The sequence below is a fragment of the Streptomyces sp. NPDC029151 genome, from assembly GCF_055564315.1.
On record NZ_JBVHWQ010000002.1, the window covers coordinates 548,755 to 567,952 of the forward strand.

A 19,198-nucleotide genomic window follows, 5' to 3' on the forward strand; every position below is an offset into this window, starting at 1 on the left:
CCGTCGGGCCGGCGTACCGTCCCCCGTGCCGTTCAGTCCGCGTAGAACAGCTCCTCGACCACCGTGCGTGCCCGGCGGGTGGTGCGGCGGTACGCGTCCAGCATGTTCCCGGCGTGCCCGGCGCCGTAGCCCAGGTAGCGGCCCACCGCGGCCAGCTCGCGCGGCTCGGTGGGGAAGGTGTCCCCGGCCCGGCCGCGGACCAGCATGACCGCGTTGCGCACCCGGGTGGCCAGCACCCACGCCTCGTCCAGGATCTCCGTGTCCTCGTCGCTCAGCAGCCCGGCCGCGCAGGCCGCGGACAGCGCCTGGCGGGTGCGGGTCGTGCGCAGGGCGGGGACCTGGTGGCCGTGGCGGAGCTGGAGCAGCTGGACCGTCCACTCGACGTCGGACAGGCCGCCGGGACCGAGCTTGGTGTGCAGCCGGGGGTCGGCGCCGCGCGGCAGCCGCTCGGACTCCATCCGGGCCTTCAGCCGGCGGATCTCGCGGACGGCGTCCTCCGGCAGGCCCTGCCGGGGGTAGCGCAGCGGGTCGACCAGTTCGATGAAGCGCCGTCCCAGGTCCTCGTCGCCGGCGACCGGCTCGGCCCGCAGCAGGGCCTGTGACTCCCAGACCAGGGACCAGCGGCGGTAGTACGCCTCGTACGACTTCAGGGTGCGCACCAGCGGGCCGGACTTGCCCTCCGGGCGCAGGTCGGCGTCGATCAGCAGGGGCGGGTCGGAGCTGGGCAGCTGGAGCAGGCGGCGCATCTCGGCGACGACCTTGTTGGCGGCGGCGGACGCCTCGTGCTCGTCCACGCCGTCCTGCGGTTCGTGGACGAACAGCACGTCGGCGTCGGAGCCGTAGCCCAGTTCGTGCCCGCCGAAGCGGCCCATTCCGATGATCGCGAACCGGGTGGGCAGGGTGTCGCCCCAGCCGTCCCGGACCACCGCGCGCAGGGTGCCGGCGAGGGTGACCGCGGTCAGGTCGGAGACGGCCGCGCCGACCCGGTCCACCAGGGCGCCCTGGTCGGCCTCGGCGGCACTGGCCTCGGTGCCGTAGGAGCGGACGATGTCGGCGGCGGCGGTGCGGAACAGCTCGCGGCGGCGGACGCCGCGGGCCGCGGTGACGCCCTGCGCGGCGTTCTGGGCGCGCCCCACGGCCGCCATGATCTCCTGGGCCAGGGCGGCGTGCCGCCGGGGTTCCAGGCCGCCGCCGTCGCCGTCGCCGAGCAGTGCGACCGCCTCGGGGGCGCGCATCAGCAGGTCGGGGGCGAGGCGGCCCGCCGACAGGACACGGGCCAGGTTCTCCGCCGCCGCGCCCTCGTCGCGCAGCAGGCGCAGGTACCAGGGGGTCTTGCCGAGCGCGTCGGAGACCTTGCGGAAGTTCAGCAGGCCGGCGTCGGGGTCGGCGGAGTCGGCGAACCAGCCGAGCATGACCGGGAGCAGGGTGCGCTGGATCGCGGCCTTGCGGGTCACTCCGGAGGCGAGGGCCTCCAGGTGGCGCAGGGCGGCGGCCGGGTCGGCGTAGCCGAGGGCGATGAGGCGTTCGCGGGCGGCCACGGGGCTCAGCCGGGCCTCGCCGGGGGCGAGCTGGGCGACCGCGTCGAGCAGCGGGCGGTAGAAGAGCTTCTCGTGCAGGCGGCGTACGACCGTGGTGTGCCGCTTCCACTCGCGGTTCAGCTCGGCCGCCGGGTCGGTGCGCAGGCCCAGGGAGCGGCCGAGGCGGCGCTGGTCCGGCTCGGCCTCCGGGACGAGGTGGGTGCGGCGCAGCCGGTACAACTGGATGCGGTGCTCCATGGAGCGCAGGAAGCGGTACGCCTCGTCCAGGCGGGCGGCGTCCTCACGGCCGACGTACCCGCCGGCGGCGAGGGCCTGGAGGGCGTCCAGGGTGGTGCCGCTGCGCAGGGCGGGATCGGTGCGGCCGTGCACCAGCTGGAGGAGCTGGACGGCGAACTCGACGTCGCGCAGGCCACCGGGGCCGAGTTTCAGTTCCCTGTCGATCTCGGCGGCGGGGATGTTCTCGACGACGCGGCGGCGCATCTTCTGGACGTCCGGGACGAAGTTGTCGCGGTCCGCGGCCTGCCAGACGAGGGGTTGCAGGGCGTCGATGTACGCCTCGCCGAGCGCCGTGTCGCCGGCCACCGGGCGGGCCTTGAGGAGGGCCTGGAACTCCCAGGTCTTGGCCCAGCGCTGGTAGTAGGCGAGGTGGCTGCTGAGGGTGCGGACGAGGGGGCCGTTGCGGCCCTCGGGGCGGAGGTTGGCGTCCACCGGCCAGATGGAGCCCTCGACGGTCGTCTCGGAGCAGATCCGCATCAGGTGGGAGGCGAGTTTCGTGGCGGACCGGAGGGCGTGGTGCTCGGGGGTGCCCTCGGCGGGTTCCGCCACGAAGATCACGTCGACGTCGGAGACGTAGTTCAGCTCGTGGCCGCCGCATTTGCCCATCGCGATCACCGCGAGACGGCAGGCGGCGGCGTCCTCGGGCGCCGCGCGCTCGGCGAGGGCCAGGGCCGTGCGGAGGGTGGCGGTGGCCAGGTCGGCGAGTTCGGCGGCGGTCTCGGCGACGTCCGTGGTGCCGCAGACGTCGCGGGCGGCGATGGACAGCAGGCAGCGGCGGTAGGCGACGCGGAGGGAGACCGGGTCGGTGGCCGTGGCCAGGCCCTGTTCGAACTCCGCGACGCCGGGGTGGAGGTCGTGGGGTTCGTAGGTGACGAGGGCGTGCCAGTCGCCGGGGTGGCGGGCGAGGTGGTCGGCGAGGGCGGCGGAGGCGCCGAGGACGCCCAGCAGGCGGTCGCGCAGGGGCTTGGCCGCGATGAGGGTGTCCAGCAGTTCGCGGTGGGCGGTGGCGCCGGGCTGGGCCTCCAGCAGGCGGACCAGGCCGTGCAGGGCCAGGTCGGGGTCGGCGGTGGCGCCCAGGGCTTCGAGCAGCACCGGGTCGTCGCGGACGGGGGCCAGCTCGGGGCCGTCCAGGAGGCCCTCGGCGGCGGAGGGATCGGTGAAGCCGTGTCGCAGCAGACGGGTGAAGGTGCTGCTCCTGCGGCCCGGCGTCATGTCCGTGGTCTCCCCTCGGATCTGCTTGGTACTGGCCAGAGCCTAACCGGAGGGGGGCCGGGGGGCTTCGTGCGCGGGTGGCAGGTGGGCGGTGGTGGTGCGCTGGTGCGGGAGCCGGGTGCGCAGGAGGTCGTGGAGGGTCTGGGCCGCGGTGGGGGCGGCGTCCCCACAGCAGTTGTTGAAGAGGATGTGCAGTTCGTCGGTGGCCTCCGCCTGGGCCTGGATGCGAGGCAGCCAGGCGAGCAGCTCCCGCTCGGTGTACGCGTGGCGGAAGCGCTCCTCCTTCGTTCCCGTGCCCCAGTGGGGGCTGCGCCCGTGGAAGCGGATCACGGAGAGGCGGGCGGTGGTGGGCGGGGTGTCCGCGGGCATGGAGGACGGCAGGCCCTGGACGGTGTCGACGGCCACCGCGGTGGCGTCCAGGTCCCGGAGGAAGGCGGTGGTGCGGGGGGCCCGGGCGGGGTGCCACCAGGCGGGGTCGCGGAACTCGACGGCGAACGGCCAGTCGCGGGCGCGTTCGCGGGCCGTGCGGACGAAGGCCTCGGCTTCCGGGCCGGGGGCGAGGGAGGGCGGGTACTGGAAGAGGAGGGTGCCCAGGCGGCCGGAGCGCAGCAGGGGGGCGACCGCTTCGGCGTAGCGGGTCCAGACCTCCTCGCGCAGGGCCTCGTCGCGGGGGTGGGCGCGGAGGTCTGCGGGGAGCGCGGCCGGGCGGGTGCGGTGGCCGGTGAGGAGGGAGAACGCCTTGACGTCGAAGCGGAAGCCGGGGGGTGTGCGCTCCGCCCAGAGGGTGGTGGTGCGGGCGGTGGGGAGGGCGTAGTAGGGGGAGTCGGCCTCGACCACGGGGAAGCGGGTCGCGTAGTGGCGCAGGCGTTTCTCGGCGTCGCGGTGGCCGGGTGGGTACCAGCCGCTCCGGAGCAGTTCGGGGTCGGTCCAGCCGCAGGTTCCGATGAAGATCTCCGCCATGCGGGCGTGAGTACCCGCCGTTCATCCGGTCTTCACCCGGGAGGTTGGCCGGCGTGGGCCGCGGGAATGTTGGCGTGTGCATGCTCTGTCCGCACCGCCAGCCGTCCATCCTTTCCCGGAGGTTGATGTGTCCGGCAGTTCTGCCCGTTCGGCCTATCGCCGTGCCCGAGCCGTCGTGGCGTCCGCGGCCGCCCTCGCCGCAGCCGCGGTCGGGCTGTGGACCGGGCTCGGCCAGGAGTCCGCGCACGCCGCGGGCGCCGTGCCCCGCCCGGACCACGTGGTCGTCGTGGTCTTCGAGAACCATGCGTACAGCCAGGTCATCGGTTCCTCCAGCGCGCCCTACATCAACTCGCTGAAGACGGGGGGTGCCAACCTCACCCAGTCCTACGCCGAGACCCATCCGAGCCAGCCGAACTACTTCGCGATGTTCTCCGGGTCCACGCAGGGCATCACCGACGACAGCTGCTACACGCCGGGCTTCTCGTCCGCGCCCAACCTCGCCTCCGAGCTGATCGCCGCCGGCCGCAGCTGGGCCAGCTACAACGAGACGCTGCCGAGCCAGGGCTCCACCACGTGCAGCAGCGGCGACTACGCCCGCAAGCACAACCCGTGGTTCGGGTTCGGCAACGTGCCGACGTCGACCGCGAAGACGTTCGCGCAGTTCCCGGCCGACTACTCGACGCTGCCGCAGCTGTCGTTCGTGGTGCCGAACCTGTGCAGCGACATGCACGACTGCTCGGTGTCCACCGGTGACACCTGGCTGAAGAACAAGCTGGGCGCCTACGCCACCTGGGCCAAGACGCACAACAGCCTGCTGGTGGTGACGTTCGACGAGGACAACCGGCTGAGCGGCAACCGGATCCCCACCGTGCTCTACGGGCAGCCCGTCACCGCCGGCTCCAGCTCCGCCACCACGTACAACCACTACGACCTGCTGCGGACCCTGGAGGACACCCAGGGGCTGAGCACGCACGCGGGCAACGCGGCCTCCGCCCAGGACATCACCGGCATCTGGGCGTCCTGACGTGTACGTAGCGGACAGCCGTGCCCGTACGTCCGCCCACGGCACCGTCCGGCCCTCCGCCGGGCGGCGCCGTGCGCCGGTCGCGCCGACCGTGCTCGCGCTGGGCACGGTCAGCCTGGTCACCGACGTCTCCTCGGAGATGGTGACGGCGGTGCTGCCCCTGTACCTGGTGACCGGGCTGGGTCTGTCGCCGCTGGGCTTCGGTCTGCTGGACGGCGTCTACAACGGGTTCTCGGCGCTCGTCCGGCTGGTGGGCGGGCACCTCGCCGACCGGGGCGGCGGACGGCACAAGTGGGTCGCCGGGCTCGGCTACGGCATCTCGGCCGTGTGCAAGCCGCTGCTGCTGGTGGCGCACACGCTGACGCCGATCGGGGTCGTCCTCGCCGCCGACCGGACCGGCAAGGGGCTGCGGACGGCCCCGCGTGACGCGCTGATCTCGATGGCCGGCACGCCCGAGACGCGTGGGCGGGCCTTCGGGGTGCACCGGGCGATGGACACGGCCGGTGCCCTGCTCGGGCCGCTGGTGGCGTTCCTCATCCTGCGGGCCACCGTGGACGGGTACGACGCGGTGTTCACCGTCAGCTTCTGCGTCGCCGTGCTGGGCGTCCTGGTGCTGGTCCTGTTCGTGCCGGACGGACGCGGTCGGGCGGCCCCGGCCGAACGGCCGACCGTCCGAGCGGCCCTCGCCCTGCTGCGCCGCCGCGACCTGCGCCGGATCACCGTCTGCGCGCTGCTGCTGGGCCTCGCCACGGTCAGCGACTCCTTCGTCTACCTGCTGCTCCAGCGCCGTCTCGGGGTGCCCGACCGCTGGTTCGCGCTGCTGCCGCTGGGGACGGCCGCCGCGTTCCTGCTGCTGGCCGTGCCGCTCGGCCGGCTCGCGGACCGGGTGGGCCGCTGGGCGGTCTTCCTCGCCGGCCACGGCGCCCTCCTCGCCGCGTACGCGCTGCTGCTCACCTCGTGGCACGGCACCGGGCTGCCCTACCTGGTGCTCGCCCTGCACGGCGGCTTCTACGCGGCCACCGACGGGGTGCTGATGGCCGCCGCCTCGGACAGCGTGCCCGACGGTCTGCGTTCCTCCGGGCTCGCCGTCGTACAGACCGGGCAGGCGCTGACCCGGTTCGCCTGCTCGCTGCTGTTCGGCGCGGCCTGGACGGTGTGGGGCGACCGGGCGGCGCTGGCGGGCGCGGCGGTGGCCCTGGCCGCGTGCGCCGCGTTCTCCGTCACCCTGCGCCCGAAGAGGACCCTGCCCGCGTGATCACCCCAACTCCCCGCAGACGTCCCTCCCCGCATGAACGCGCCGCCCCCGCAGAGGACCCTCCCCGCATGAACACCACGCCCCCGCAGAGGACCGTGACCGCATGACCGTACGCCGTCGAGTGCTGATCCTCGTCTCGGCCGTCGCCGTGCTGGCGGCGGCCGGGCTGGCCTCCGTGCTGCACGCCTCGGCGCGGGCGGACCGCCGCGACCACGTGCAGGCGGGCGGACCGCGCGTCACCCCGGGCACGGTGACGCTGCGGGACCCCGGGCGGCTGGTGTTCCGGAACATGGCGTGGGGGCCGCACCGGGACGAGCTGACCTCCGTACCGGCGAACGCCCCGGGCGGCCCGCGCACCGCCTCCGGCCTGAAGTGCCTGCGCTTCCACGCCGCGTCCGGCACCGGCGTGTGCCTCCAGGCCGTGCACGGCCCCGTCTCCGACACCTACCGCGCGCTCGTCCTGGACGCGAGGCTGCGGACCCTGCACCGGTACGACGTGCCGGGCATCCCCTCACGGGCGCGGGTCTCCCCCACCGGGCACTTCGCCGCCTGGACGGCGTTCGTGGGCGGCGACTCGTACGCCGGGACGGACTTCTCCACGCGCACGGCGATCGTGGACACGCGCGGCGGGGAGCTGATCCCGTCCCTGGAGGCGTTCCGGATCGTCAGGGACGGGCGTCCCTACCGCGCGGCGGACGCCAACTTCTGGGGCGTGACCTTCGCGGACGACGACCGCACGTTCTACGCGACGCTCGCCACGAAGGGGCGGACCTACCTGGTCCGCGGTGACCTGCGCCGCCGTACCGTCACCACGCTGCACACCGACGTCGAGTGCCCGTCCCTGTCCCCCGACGGCACCCGCGTCGCCTACAAGAAGCGGGTCGCGGGCCTGCCGAAGGACGCGCCCTGGCGCCTGTACGTCCTGGACCTGCGCACGCTGCGGGAGACACCGCTCGCCGAGACGCGGAGCGTGGACGACCAGGCGGTGTGGCGGGACGCCCGGACGGTCGTGTACGCGCTGCCCGGGGACTACGGCGCCGACCTGTACGAGGTCCCGGCGGACGGGTCGGGGCGGGCGCGCAGGATCGGCACGGCCGCCGTGTCGCCCGCCTATCTCGGCGAGTGACGTCAATCCCGGGGCCCCGTTTTTCCGTCATCACGGTGACCCGCCGTGTGCCGCCGCCGCCGTCGTGCCCGGCCGCCCGGACACTTTCCGGGCGGTGGCCGGGCGGCCGTCGGGAAGGTGAGGGCACGGGATGGGTGAGAGCAGGATCCTGGTCGCGGTGCCGGAGCATCCGCGCGCCGAGGGCGCCGGGGCCGAGCAGCTGCGGAAGATCCGGGAGGCGGTGGAGGCGGAGGGCTTCGGGGTGCGCTGGGCGGTCAGCGCGGAGGACGCGGACGCCGTGCTGCGGACCGAGGCGGGGCTGGCGGCGGCCCTGGTCGCCTGGGACCTGCCCGGGGGCGCGCGGGCGGCCGGGGACGGTCCCGGGGCCGCGCTCGCCAAGCCGGACGAGGCCGTCGACGGGGCTCCCGGCGGGGCGGCCGTGCTGCGGCGGATCGGGCGGCGGTACCGGGACCTGCCGGTGTTCCTGGTCATGGCCGAGGACGGCGTGCGGGAGCTGCCGCTGTGGGTGTCGGAGACGGTCATCGGCTACGTGTGGCCGCTGGAGGACACCCCGAACTTCATCGCGGGCCGGATCACCAGCGCCGCCCGCGCCTACCGGGAGGACGTGCTGCCGCCGTTCTTCCGGGCGCTGCGCCGCTTCCACGACGCCCACGAGTACTCCTGGCACACCCCGGCCCACTCCGGTGGCGTCGCCTTCCTCAAGTCGCCCGCCGGGCGCGCCTTCCACGACTACTTCGGCGAACGGCTGCTCCGCTCCGACCTGTCGATCTCGGTCGAGGAGCTGGGCTCGCTGTTCGAGCACACCGGCCCGATCGGGGAGGCGGAGCGCAACGCGGCCCGCGTCTTCGGCGCCGACCTCAGCTACTTCGTGCTGCACGGCGACTCCACCTGCAACCGGCTCGTCGGCCACTTCAGCGTCACCCGTGACGAGCTCGCCCTGGTCGACCGCAACTGCCACAAGTCGGTGCTGCACGGGCTGGTCGTCTCCGGCGCCCGGCCCGTCTACCTGGTGCCCACCCGCAACGGCTACGGACTCGCCGGCCCGCTGCCCCCGGCCGAGCTGGCGGCGGACTCGATCGCGGCCCGGATCGCCGCGCACCCGCTCGCCGAGGGCGCCGTCTCCCGGGACCCCCAGTACGCGGTGTTCACCAACTCCACCTACGACGGCCTGAGCTACGCCGCCGTACCGGCCGCGAAGGCCCTCGCGGCCAGCACGCCCCGGGTCCACTTCGACGAGGCCTGGTTCGCCTACGCCCGCTTCCACCCGCTGTACCGGGGCCGGTACGGCATGTCGGTGGACGCGGACGCCTTCCCCGGCCCGGACCGGCCGACGGTCTTCGCGACCCAGTCCACGCACAAGCTGCTGGCCGCGCTGTCGCAGTCGGCGATGGTGCACGTGCGGCCCGCGCCCCGGGCGCCGGTGGAGCACGACCGGTTCAACGAGGCCCTGATGATGCACGGCACCACCTCGCCCCTGTACCCGATGATCGCCTCGCTGGACGTGGCGACGGCCATGATGGACGGGCCGCAGGGCGAGTGGCTGATCGACGAGGCGGTGACGGAGGCGATCCGCTTCCGGCAGGAGATGGTGCGGCTCGGGCGGCGGGTGGCGAGCGCCGGGGACCGGCCGCCGTGGTTCTTCGGCGTCTGGCAGCCGGAGGAGGTCACCGACCCGGCGACGGGCGAACGGCTGCCCTTCGACGAGGCCCCGCCGGAGCTGCTGCGCACCGAGCAGTCCTGCTGGCTGCTGGAGCCGGGTGCCGCCTGGCACGGCTTCCCCGGGCTGACCGAGGGTCACTGCATGCTGGACCCGGTCAAGGTCACGCTGACCTGCCCGGGCATCACCGCCACCGGCGAGATGGCCGAGGAGGGCATCCCGGCGCGCGTCCTGACGGCGTACCTGGCCACCCGGAACATCGTGGTCGAGAAGACCGACAGCTACACCACGCTGATCCTCTTCTCGATGGGCATCACGAAGGGCAAGTGGGGCACGCTGCTGGACGCCCTGATGGACTTCAAGGCCCTGTACGACGCCGACGCCCCGCTCGACCGCGTCCTGCCGGAGGCGGTCGCCGCGCACCCCAGGCGCTACGCCGGGCTGACCCTGCGCGAGCTGTGCCGGCAGATGCACGAACAGCTGCGCTCGGCCCGCCTGGTGGAGCTGCTGGACACGGCGTTCCAGCGGCTCCCGGAGCCGGTCCACCCGCCCCAGCACTGCTACCAGCGCCTGGTCCGGGGCGGCACGGAACGCGTCCGGATCGCCGACGCCGCGCACCGGGTGGCGGCGGCGATGGTCACGGTCACCCCGCCCGGCATCCCGGTCCTCATGCCGGGCGAGTCCACCGGCACCCCCGACGGCCCCCTGCTGCGCTACCTCACGGCCCTGGAGACCTTCGACCGCCGCTTCCCGGGCTTCCGCAGCGAGACCCACGGCGTGACGATCGACGAGGACAGCGGGGACTACGAGATCGAGGTGCTGCGCGGGGAATGACACGAGGCCGCGTGGCGGTACCCGCGCCTCGGCCGGCTCCGGACCGGGTCCCTCTCAGGCCCCGGCGGCCGGGGCCGGCTCCGTGGCGCGCAGAAGGGTGGGGGTGGTGCCGTACCAGCGGTGTACGGCACGCCGCAGGGAGCGGACACTCGTGTAGCCGACGCGGGCGGCTATGGCGTCGATGCTGTGGTCGGTGTGCCGGAGCAGCCGTGTGACCTGCGTGCGGCGCAGGTTCTCCAGTTCCCTGTTCCAGGTCGTCCGGTGTTCGCCGAGGCGGCGCTGGAGGGTGCGGGTGCTGACGGCCATGCGCCGTGCGACCGCGGGCAGGGTCGCGCCGTCGTGGGCGTAAGCGGATTCCAGCGCGATGCGGAACAGGGCCAGCCAGTCGTGCAGGGGCGTGGCGTGCGTGAGGTGGTGCTCGGCGTGTCGCCGCAGGACGCCGGACAGGCCGGGCTGGGCGTGCGGGTTGGGTGCCCTCAGGTCGGAGGCGAGAAACGTGAGCGAGCTGGTGGGGGACTCGAAGTCGACGGCGCGGGTGCCGTAGAGCTCGGTCAGCGCATCGTGCCGACGGGGTGCCTGCGCCGTGAGGGTGACGCGGAGCGGGACGAGCGGACGTCCCGCGGCCTGGCTCAGGCGTTGCCGGTACAGACCGAGCGCGAAGCCGCGGATGGCGCAGGCCGCCTGGTTGGTCAGGTCGGCGTGGTTGGCGTGGCCGACGGTGATCTGGTCGCCGTCCTCGGTGATGGTGAGCGCATCGGTGGCGGTGTCGGCGACGACCGCGAAGTAGGCGGCGGCGTCCTTGATGCCGTCCAGCGGAGTGGGCGCGCAGGTGATCAGGTAGTCCCAGACCCCCAGTGCCCCGACGGTCGCCTGCTGCATCAGCAGGTGGGAGACGTCGGTCCAGGGCGCGTGGCGCGTGGTGAGTTCGGCGAGGTGGTTGGGGGTCGCGGCCGGGAGGCGGCACAGGTCGTCGTCGAGGTGCCCGGGGGCCAGGCCCAGCAGATGCGCGTACTGGTCCCGGGGCAGATCGACGCGGCGTGCGACGCGCACGCTCACACGGGTCAGGGCGGCGGAGACCGTCCCCTGGTGGGTTGGCAGGGACACGAACGCCGAGCATAACCGCGCGCATCCCGGCGGCCGGTCACGGTCCCGGTGGATTCCGCGGCCACGCGGCCGTCCCCGGTGGCGTGCGCGGACCCTTGGATGGCGCGTGCGGTCCCTGATCGGACGCGTCACCGGTGCATAGCGTGGTGGCACTCTCGGGCGAACTGTTGTCCGAGAGCGGACATGTGTGTACTGGGGGTGTGTCGCGTGCTGGAAGCACTGGGGCTCGATCGGTCGGTGGACGCGGTCTACCGGGCCCTGCTGGTCCATGAGGACGACGGTGTGGCCGAGTTGGGCGCACGGCTGGCGCTCGGCGAGGCGGAGGTACGGGAGTGCCTGGACCGGCTGGTGGACCTGCAGCTGCTCCAGCCGTCCCGGGAGACCCCCGGGATGCTGCGGGCGGTCAGCCCCGAGCTCGGACTGGACATCATCCTGCGACGTCAGGAAGCGGACCTGCTGCGCCGCCAGGAGGAGCTGGCCCGCAGCCGGGAGGCCGTGGCCCGGACCGTCGCCGAGTTCGCCACGCTGCGGCCGGGTGTCCGTGAGGACGGTGCCGAGCGGCTCGTCGGTCTGGACGCCATCCAGCGCCGCCTGGAGAGCCTGGCCGGCGATCTGCGGGAGGAGTGCCGGGCCATCGAGCCGGGCGGGGCCCAGTCGCAGGCCAGCCTGGACGCGTCCAGGCCGCTGGACGAACGGGCGCTGGACCGGGGTGTGCAGCTCCTGACGGTCTACCAGGACAGTGCGCGCAACGACGCGGCCACCGCGGCCTACGCCCGCTGGATCACCGAGCGGGGCGGGCAGGTGCGCACCAGCCCGCTGCTGCCGCCCCGCATGCTCATCTTCGACCGGCGGGTCGCCGTGGTACCCATCGATCCGGCCAACACCCGCCTGGGCGCCCTGTGCACCCATGCTCCCGGCATCGTCGCGTCCCTGCTCGCCCTGTTCGAACAGACCTGGCGGTCCGCGGTTCCCCTCGGCGCCGACCACCGCGGTCCCGCCGAGGACGGCGGGATCTCCCCCGCCGAACGGGAACTGCTCAAACTGCTGGCCTCCGGGATGACGGACGAGGCCGCGGGCAAGCGGCTGGGGGTGTCCCTGCGGACGGTGCGGCGCCAGATGGCCGCCCTGATGGAGCGCCTGGGGGCGTCCAGCCGCTTCGAGGCGGGGCTCAAGGCCGCCCAGCGGGGCTGGCTCTGAGCAGCCGTAGGGCCTGACGGCCCCGAAGTCTCCGCCCCGGCCGGCACGATCCGGCCGGGGCGGAGTCGTATCCCCACGCGCGGACCACCCGTCCGCCCGCCCGGGTTCACCGGCCTCCCCCTTTGGACCACGGCAGGGCGAGGGCTCCTGCGGACGCGGAGGCACCTTGGTGCCAACCACCTTGGTGCCAGCGGGGATGCCTTCCGCGCCGGTGGTGCGACCCGCAGGATGGTGATCACCGGGAGGGAGACGGGCCGGCCAGCCGGCCGGCCCCCTCACCACCGGACCGACGCTCCGCACCACCACCGTCACACCGCCAGGGGGATTGTCATGCTCCGCACCGCCCGCCGTCTGATCACCACCGGCACCCTCGCCCTCGTCCTGTCCACGGCCGCTCTCGCGGCGACCGGGGTCATCGGCTGGGACAGCGAGCCCGCCGACGCGACGGTGGCCGGCGTCATCGGCTGGGACAGCGAGCCCGCCGACGTGACCCTGGCCGGCGTCATCGGCTGGGACAGCGAGCCCGCCGACGTGACCCTGGCCGGCGTCATCGGCTGGGACAGCGAGCGCGCCGACACCTCCCAGCCGGTGGCCGCGGCCGCCGCCATCGGCACGGACTGAGCGGCGGTGCGCATCGTCAGCGTGACCTTACGGGCGCACAGCCACTCCGCTCCCTCCGCGGCGATCTGCCCGCTCGTACACGACCTGCTGTGGGCGCACGCCGTTCCGGGCGCCGGTCTGGAGCACGTACGAGTCCGCCCCCGGCGCACGGATCTGGAAGTGGTGTGCTTCGTCCGCGCCGCATCCGACGTCGACGCCGTCACCCGGGTGAGCCACCTGTTCGACCGGGTACGGGAACCGGTCGCCGCGCACGGCTACTCGGCGACCCTGCCGACACCCACCCGGCTCCGTCCCCGCCAGGGCGACTGACCGACCGTCACCACCCCCGGCCACACCGCGCCACCGGCCCGCACCGCCGGGCACGGAGGCCGCCACGACCGGCCATCGCGCTCCCGCGCCCGCGTCACCCGCCCCGAGCGGAGCGGCACGCCGCCCACCGCGGTCGGCCCTCCGGAGCGGGGTGGTCCCGAAGGCGGTTCTTCCCACCGCCCGCCGGCACCCCGACGACCGCCGCGCCACGGCCGCCACCCCGTCGCACGGCCCCCGGGCCCCTTCACCGCGACACCCCGCCGACGCCCGGCTCCCCTCGCTTCCCCTCCCCGGCACACGACGCCGCCCGCCCACGCGCATCCCCCTGCCCGCCCATCCCACCCGGACTTCCCTGGAGAACCGCCGTGCCCAGCAGGAAAACGCTGATCGTCCGTACGACGCTGGCCCTGTCCGCCCTCACCGCGGCCGGCGCGACCGTGGCCCTGACCACGGGCGCCGCCGAACCCGCCACCACGGTGACCGCCGCCGCGGCCTCCGCTCCCACCGCGCACCACACGCCCCCCACTCCCGCCGCCCCGGCCCCGGGCAGCGCGCAGGGCACACCGTCACCCGCCGGCACACCACGCCACACCCGCACCGCACCCGGTCCCACCGCCGGTCCCGCAACGGCCGGCCACCGCACCGCTTCCCCGGCAGCCACACCCACGCCCCCCGAGCCGCTGCCCGCAAAGAGCCTGCCCGACGCCGCAGCCGCCCGGTGGAAGCCGATGGGGCCGGCGAACAACCGTCCTGTCGGTCACGACACGCGGCTCAACGAGTGCGCCACCGTCCGCGGCGCGACCGCCTGGCAGCAGCAGGGCTACGTCAGCGGCTTCAACACCCCGGCCATCGAGGACTCCTTCACTTTCACGACGCCCGCCGCCGCGACCACCGCCTACCGGCGGCTCCTCGCGGACATGGACGGCTGCGAGACCGGCTCACGCGCCGCGCAGCGCAAGGCCGGTGTGGTCACCGACGCCCGCGTCGAGCGCACCGCGGCCGCCGCGGACGCCGCCGCCTACGCCCGGCGGTGGACCGGCGTGGCCGGCATGTCGGCCCCCGGCCCCCAGACCAACCACGTCTACCTGGTCCACCGCGGCGCCACGGTGACCGTCCTGCAGTTCACCGAGCAGCGCGGAAGGGGCCCGCAGCACTCCTACGACACCCGTGACGACCGGGCGACGCTGCGCGCCCTCTCCCGCTGATCCGCGACGTACCGCGGCCCCCGCACCCCCGGCCGCACCCGAGTACATCCGCGTCCACGTTCACTTCCACGTTCACATCCAGCGAAGGAATCACGCCCATGTCCCGCCGTTCCCGCACCCTGCGCCTGTCCGCCATCGCCACCGTCGCCGCGGCCATGGCCTTCCCCCTCCTCAACGCCCCGGCCGCGCACGCCGCGTCCACCGTCGGCGGGCCCATCACCCGCGGTGAGGTCCTCGCCCGTGCCCAGAGCTGGGTGGACGAGAACGTCCCCTACAACCAGGGCGGTTACAAGACCGACGCCAACGGCACGTACAGAGAGGACTGTTCGGGTTACGTCTCCATGGCCTGGCACCTCAAGGACAGCCTGACGACGTGGACGCTGCCCAGCGTCTCCACGAAGATCGGCTACAGCCAGCTGCAGGGCGGCGACATCCTCGACTACACCGACGCCCACACGTTCATCTTCAACAAGTGGACGAACAAGGCCAACGGTGACTTCACCTACTACGCGGAGTCCAACCCGAACAACCCCACGCACGGCCCCACCGCCGCCAACATCAACAACGCGAGCATCGAGGGCTGGCCCACCAGTTACTACGGCGCTTACCGCTACAACCACATCGTCGACAACTCCACCGCCGGTATCGGTATGTGGGACCCGGCCGACCACAACTTCCACCTGCGCAACGCCCTGAGCGCCGGCCCGAACGACAAGGACTTCGTCTTCGGCGCCACCGGCATGCAGCCCGTCACGGGCGACTGGGACGGCATAGGCACCGACGGCGTCGGCATGTACGACTCCGCCAACCACACCTTCTACCTGCGCAACAGCCCCAGCGCCGGCGGCAACGACTACACCGTCTCCTTCGGCAGCGCAGGCGACATCCCCATCGTCGGCGACTGGGACGGCAACGGCACCGACACCATCGGCGTCTGGCGCCCCTCCAACCACACCTTCTACCTGCGCAACTCCAACACCCCAGGCCCGGCCGAAAAGACCTTCGTCTACGGCGGCGACGGCATGCAGCCCCTCGCCGGCGACTGGGACGGCATCGGCGCCGACGGCATCGGCATGTACGACGACACCACCCACACCGTCTACCTCCGCAACACCACCACCGCCGGCGGCAACGACTACACCATCAGCTACGGCACCCCCGGCGACATCGCCGTCACCGGCGACTTCAACGGCGACGGCAAGGACACCGTCAGCGTCTGGAACCCCAAGACCCACAACTTCGACATCAACAACTCCAACACCAACAACGACCCCTCCGCCACCTTCGTCTACGGCGCCACCGGCATGATCCCCGTCGCCGGCGACTGGGACGGCCAGTAGTCCTCCGGCCCCCTCACCCCTCCGGCGGCGCCGGGGCCCGTCACCTCCCCGGCGCCGCCGTCCCTCTCCCCCGCGCGCACCGCCGTCGCCCTCTTCCCGCACGCCTCACGCCACCTGGAGTCCTCCCATGTCCGCCCGCCGCATCCGCACCCTGGCACTGACCACCGCCCTGGCCGCCGCCGTCCTCGGCCTCCAGACCGCCACGGCCCAGGCAGCCTCCGTCACGACCTGGGACAAGGTCGCCGACTGCGAGAGCGGCGGCAACTGGGCCATCAACACCGGCAACGGCTACTACGGCGGGCTCCAGTTCAGCCTCTCCACCTGGAACGCCTACGGCGGTGGCGCCTACGCCTCGCGGCCGGACCTCGCCACCAAGAAGCAGCAGATCCTCATCGGCGAGAAGGTCCTGGCCAGTCAGGGCGAAGGTGCCTGGCCCACGTGCGGCCCGCGGGCCGGCCTGGGAGACGACCACGCCGTCCCGTACCCGACGTACACCAGCGCCGGCATCGGTGTGTGGAACCCGGCCGACCACAACTTCCACCTGCGCAACGCCCTGAGCGCCGGCCCGAACGACAAGGACTTCGTCTTCGGCGCCACCGGCATGCAGCCCGTCACGGGCGACTGGGACGGCATAGGCACCGACGGCGTCGGCATGTACGACTCCGCCAACCACACCTTCTACCTGCGCAACAGCCCCAGCGCCGGCGGCAACGACTACACCGTCTCCTTCGGCAGCGCAGGCGACATCCCCATCGTCGGCGACTGGGACGGCAACGGCACCGACACCATCGGCGTCTGGCGCCCCTCCAACCACACCTTCTACCTGCGCAACTCCAACACCCCAGGCCCGGCCGAAAAGACCTTCGTCTACGGCGGCGACGGCATGCAGCCCCTCGCCGGCGACTGGGACGGCATCGGCGCCGACGGCATCGGCATGTACGACGACACCACCCACACCGTCTACCTCCGCAACACCACCACCGCCGGCGGCAACGACTACACCATCAGCTACGGCACCCCCGGCGACATCGCCGTCACCGGCGACTTCAACGGCGACGGCAAGGACACCGTCAGCGTCTGGAACCCCAAGACCCACAACTTCGACATCAACAACTCCAACACCAACAACGACCCCTCCGCCACCTTCGTCTACGGCGCCACCGGCATGATCCCCGTCGCCGGCGACTGGGACGGCCAGTGATCCGGAGCCCCTGACCAGCGACGTGCCCCGCACCCTCCCGGTGCGGGGCACGCCCTGCTGACGCTCAATTCCGCTCGGTAAAGTGACACTTGTTGTGTTCACGTTCACACACGTCGGGATTCGACTGGAAGTACGGGGAAACCACGTCATGACCCATCGGAGCCCGCGCAAGGCCCGGCTCACCGGATACTCCGTCTTGGTGTCGGCGTTCCTGCTCACCTCGTGCACGACATCCGGCAACGGCGAGGACACAACGGGTTCCTCACCGTCGGCGGCACCGAGTCCGACTCGAACGGCAACCAGGCAGCCGGAGGAAGCGCTCGGCGAGCAGGCCCAGGCGGCTCTAGCCGCCGTCCGCGGCGGAACGCTCGTCGAGGCCGGCGCGGAACGCGTGACCGACGGTGTCCACAGCGAACCCACGCTGCGCGGCGGAAAGACCTACCGCATCAGTCTCGCGTGCGCGGGCGACGGGGACGCGCGGCTGGCCTTCGTGCCCGCCGGCGCCGGCAGGAAGGCCACGGTGCCCTGCGACAGGTCGGTGGTTCAGCAGCGGATCACCGCGGACGAGCCGGTCCGCATCGACGTCGACGGCACCGAGGGGTCGACCGGCATGATCGCCTGGCGGATCGACGCCCTCTGATCCGACCGGTCTCGCTCCGCCACCCGAAGCCCGTGCGGCCGACCGCCAGGCAGCGATCGGCCGCACGGATGATCAGGACCTCATAACGGCCCGACCCGCCCCTACAGCACCGGCAGGTTCTTCCGCAGCTCGAAGGCGGTGACCTCGCTGCGGTACTCCTCCCACTCCGACTTCTTGTTCCGGAGGAAGAAGTCGAAGACGTGTTCGCCCAGCGTCTCGGCGACCAGGTCGCTGCCCTCCATGAGGGTCAGGGCCTCGCCGAGGTTCTGCGGGAGGGGCTCGATGCCCATGGCGCGGCGCTCGGCGTTGGACAGGGCCCAGACGTCGTCCTCGGCGCCGGGCGGGAGCTCGTAGCCCTCCTCGATGCCCTTCAGGCCGGCGGCGAGGAGGACGGCGTAGGCCAGGTAGGGGTTCGCGCCGGAGTCGATGGAGCGGACCTCCACGCGCGCGGAGCCCGTCTTGCCGGGCTTGTACATCGGGACGCGGACCAGGGCGCTGCGGTTGTTGTGGCCCCAGCAGATGTAGGAGGGGGCCTCGCCGCCGGCGCCCGCCGTGCGCTCGGAGCCGCCCCAGATGCGCTTGTAGGAGTTCACCCACTGGTTGGTGACCGCGGAGATCTCCGCCGCGTGCCGCAGCAGGCCCGCGATGAAGGAGCGGCCGACCTTGGAGAGCTGGTACTCCGCGCCGGACTCGTAGAACGCGTTGCGGTCGCCCTCGAAGAGGGACAGGTGGGTGTGCATGCCGCTGCCGGGGTGCTCGGAGAACGGTTTCGGCATGAAGGTCGCCTGGACGCCCTGCTCCAGCGCCACCTGCTTCATGACCAGGCGGAACGTCATGATGTTGTCGGCCGTGGACAGCGCGTCGGCGTAGCGGAGGTCGATCTCCTGCTGGCCGGGGGCGCCCTCGTGGTGGGAGAACTCCACCGAGATGCCCATCGACTCCAGCATGGTGATCGCCTGGCGGCGGAAGTCCATGCCGACGTTGGTCGGGGTGTGGTCGAAGTAGCCGGAGTTGTCGGCCGGGGTGGGGCGGGAGCCGTCCAGCGGTCGGTCCTTCAGCAGGAAGAACTCGATCTCCGGGTGGGTGTAGAAGGTGAAGCCCAGGTCGGAGGTGCGGGCGAGGGCGCGCTTGAGGACGTAGCGCGGGTCGGCGAAGGACGGGGAGCCGTCCGGCATGAGGATGTCGCAGAACATGCGGGCCGTGCCGGGAGTCTCCGCGCGCCACGGCAGGACCTGGAAGGTGGACGGGTCCGGCTTGGCGATCATGTCGGACTCGTAGACCCGGGCGAAGCCCTCGATGGCGGAGCCGTCGAAGCCGATGCCCTCGTCGAAGGCCTGTTCCAGCTCCGCGGGGGCCACGGCGACGGACTTGAGGAAGCCCAGCACGTCCGTGAACCACAGGCGTACGAACCGGATGTCACGCTCCTCCAAGGTCCGGAGCACGAACTCCTGCTGCTTGTCCATCTTCCGCTTCCCCATCCTTGCTGGTCAGGCCGCCTGTCCCCCGTGCCACGGGAGGCGGTCGGGCACCTGAGCATCCCACCACAACACCATTTCACGCGCGTTGCGGACCTTGATCGCCCGAGCGTCCTCGGCCTGAACGCCTCTCGTACGGCAGGTGTCCTTCTCTGCCGCCCATCTTGCCTGCTCGCACCGGCATCCGTAACGGCCGATCCGCTTCCTCCGTGACCGACACCACG

At 73.0% G+C, this 19,198-nt stretch carries 15 protein-coding genes; 11 read left to right on the plus strand and 4 right to left on the minus strand.

Going from position 1 to position 19,198, the window contains the following annotated elements:
• Nucleotides 1-32: 32 nt before the first annotated feature.
• Together ACZ4VF_RS10225 and ACZ4VF_RS10230 are read right to left on the minus strand one after the other, a co-directional pair.
• Entirely contained in the window at nt 33-3,026 is a 2,994-nt protein-coding gene (locus ACZ4VF_RS10225) for a bifunctional [glutamine synthetase] adenylyltransferase/[glutamine synthetase]-adenylyl-L-tyrosine phosphorylase (RefSeq protein WP_467924627.1), read from the minus strand.
• 42 nt (nt 3,027-3,068) lie between these two features.
• On the minus strand, nt 3,069-3,986 hold the full coding sequence (locus ACZ4VF_RS10230; protein WP_467924629.1) for a DUF72 domain-containing protein: 918 nt from the start codon (nt 3,984-3,986) through the stop codon (nt 3,069-3,071).
• Nucleotides 3,987-4,113: 127 nt separating this feature from the next.
• On the opposite strand from ACZ4VF_RS10230, the gene ACZ4VF_RS10235 reads away from it, so the two are divergent.
• From ACZ4VF_RS10235 to ACZ4VF_RS10250, 4 genes are all read left to right on the plus strand, one after another.
• The gene (locus ACZ4VF_RS10235; protein ID WP_467924631.1) at nt 4,114-5,010 is read left to right on the plus strand and encodes an alkaline phosphatase family protein; all 897 of its coding nucleotides are present in this window, start codon (nt 4,114-4,116) and stop codon (nt 5,008-5,010) included.
• A 1-nt stretch (nt 5,011) separates the two neighbouring features.
• On the plus strand, nt 5,012-6,265 hold the full coding sequence (locus ACZ4VF_RS10240; protein ID WP_467924633.1) for an MFS transporter: 1,254 nt from the start codon (nt 5,012-5,014) through the stop codon (nt 6,263-6,265).
• 103 nt (nt 6,266-6,368) lie between these two features.
• Nucleotides 6,369-7,391: a TolB family protein gene (locus tag ACZ4VF_RS10245; RefSeq protein WP_467924635.1), complete on the plus strand. Its 1,023-nt coding sequence runs from the start codon at nt 6,369-6,371 to the stop codon at nt 7,389-7,391.
• A gap of 130 nt (nt 7,392-7,521) precedes the next feature.
• Nucleotides 7,522-9,882 (plus strand): Orn/Lys/Arg family decarboxylase, encoded by a 2,361-nt coding sequence (locus ACZ4VF_RS10250; protein WP_467924637.1) that lies wholly within the window; start codon nt 7,522-7,524, stop codon nt 9,880-9,882.
• Between the two features lie 54 nt (nt 9,883-9,936).
• Here the strand turns inward: ACZ4VF_RS10250 and ACZ4VF_RS10255 are convergent, their stop codons facing one another.
• Nucleotides 9,937-10,986: a helix-turn-helix domain-containing protein gene (locus ACZ4VF_RS10255; RefSeq protein WP_467924639.1), complete on the minus strand. Its 1,050-nt coding sequence runs from the start codon at nt 10,984-10,986 to the stop codon at nt 9,937-9,939.
• Nucleotides 10,987-11,193: 207 nt separating this feature from the next.
• Between ACZ4VF_RS10255 and ACZ4VF_RS10260 the strand changes: the two genes are divergently transcribed.
• From ACZ4VF_RS10260 to ACZ4VF_RS10290, 7 genes are all read left to right on the plus strand, one after another.
• Nucleotides 11,194-12,183 (plus strand): LuxR C-terminal-related transcriptional regulator, encoded by a 990-nt coding sequence (locus ACZ4VF_RS10260; RefSeq protein ID WP_467924641.1) that lies wholly within the window; start codon nt 11,194-11,196, stop codon nt 12,181-12,183.
• A gap of 330 nt (nt 12,184-12,513) precedes the next feature.
• Complete coding sequence (locus ACZ4VF_RS10265) at nt 12,514-12,804, plus strand: hypothetical protein (RefSeq protein ID WP_467924643.1); 291 nt, start codon at nt 12,514-12,516, stop codon at nt 12,802-12,804.
• A gap of 21 nt (nt 12,805-12,825) precedes the next feature.
• The gene (locus ACZ4VF_RS10270) at nt 12,826-13,113 is read left to right on the plus strand and encodes a hypothetical protein (protein WP_467924645.1); all 288 of its coding nucleotides are present in this window, start codon (nt 12,826-12,828) and stop codon (nt 13,111-13,113) included.
• A gap of 365 nt (nt 13,114-13,478) precedes the next feature.
• Entirely contained in the window at nt 13,479-14,318 is an 840-nt protein-coding gene (locus ACZ4VF_RS10275; protein ID WP_467924647.1) for a hypothetical protein, read from the plus strand.
• A gap of 98 nt (nt 14,319-14,416) precedes the next feature.
• Nucleotides 14,417-15,658 (plus strand): hypothetical protein, encoded by a 1,242-nt coding sequence (locus tag ACZ4VF_RS10280; RefSeq protein ID WP_467924649.1) that lies wholly within the window; start codon nt 14,417-14,419, stop codon nt 15,656-15,658.
• Between the two features lie 127 nt (nt 15,659-15,785).
• A complete protein-coding gene (locus ACZ4VF_RS10285; RefSeq protein WP_467924651.1) occupies nt 15,786-16,859 on the plus strand; it encodes a transglycosylase family protein in 1,074 nt (357 codons plus the stop codon).
• A 148-nt stretch (nt 16,860-17,007) separates the two neighbouring features.
• Nucleotides 17,008-17,499 (plus strand): hypothetical protein, encoded by a 492-nt coding sequence (locus tag ACZ4VF_RS10290; RefSeq protein ID WP_467924653.1) that lies wholly within the window; start codon nt 17,008-17,010, stop codon nt 17,497-17,499.
• Between the two features lie 101 nt (nt 17,500-17,600).
• Here the strand turns inward: ACZ4VF_RS10290 and glnA are convergent, their stop codons facing one another.
• Nucleotides 17,601-18,962: a type I glutamate--ammonia ligase gene (gene glnA, locus ACZ4VF_RS10295; RefSeq protein ID WP_356160866.1), complete on the minus strand. Its 1,362-nt coding sequence runs from the start codon at nt 18,960-18,962 to the stop codon at nt 17,601-17,603.
• Between the last annotated feature and the right edge of the window lie 236 nt (nt 18,963-19,198).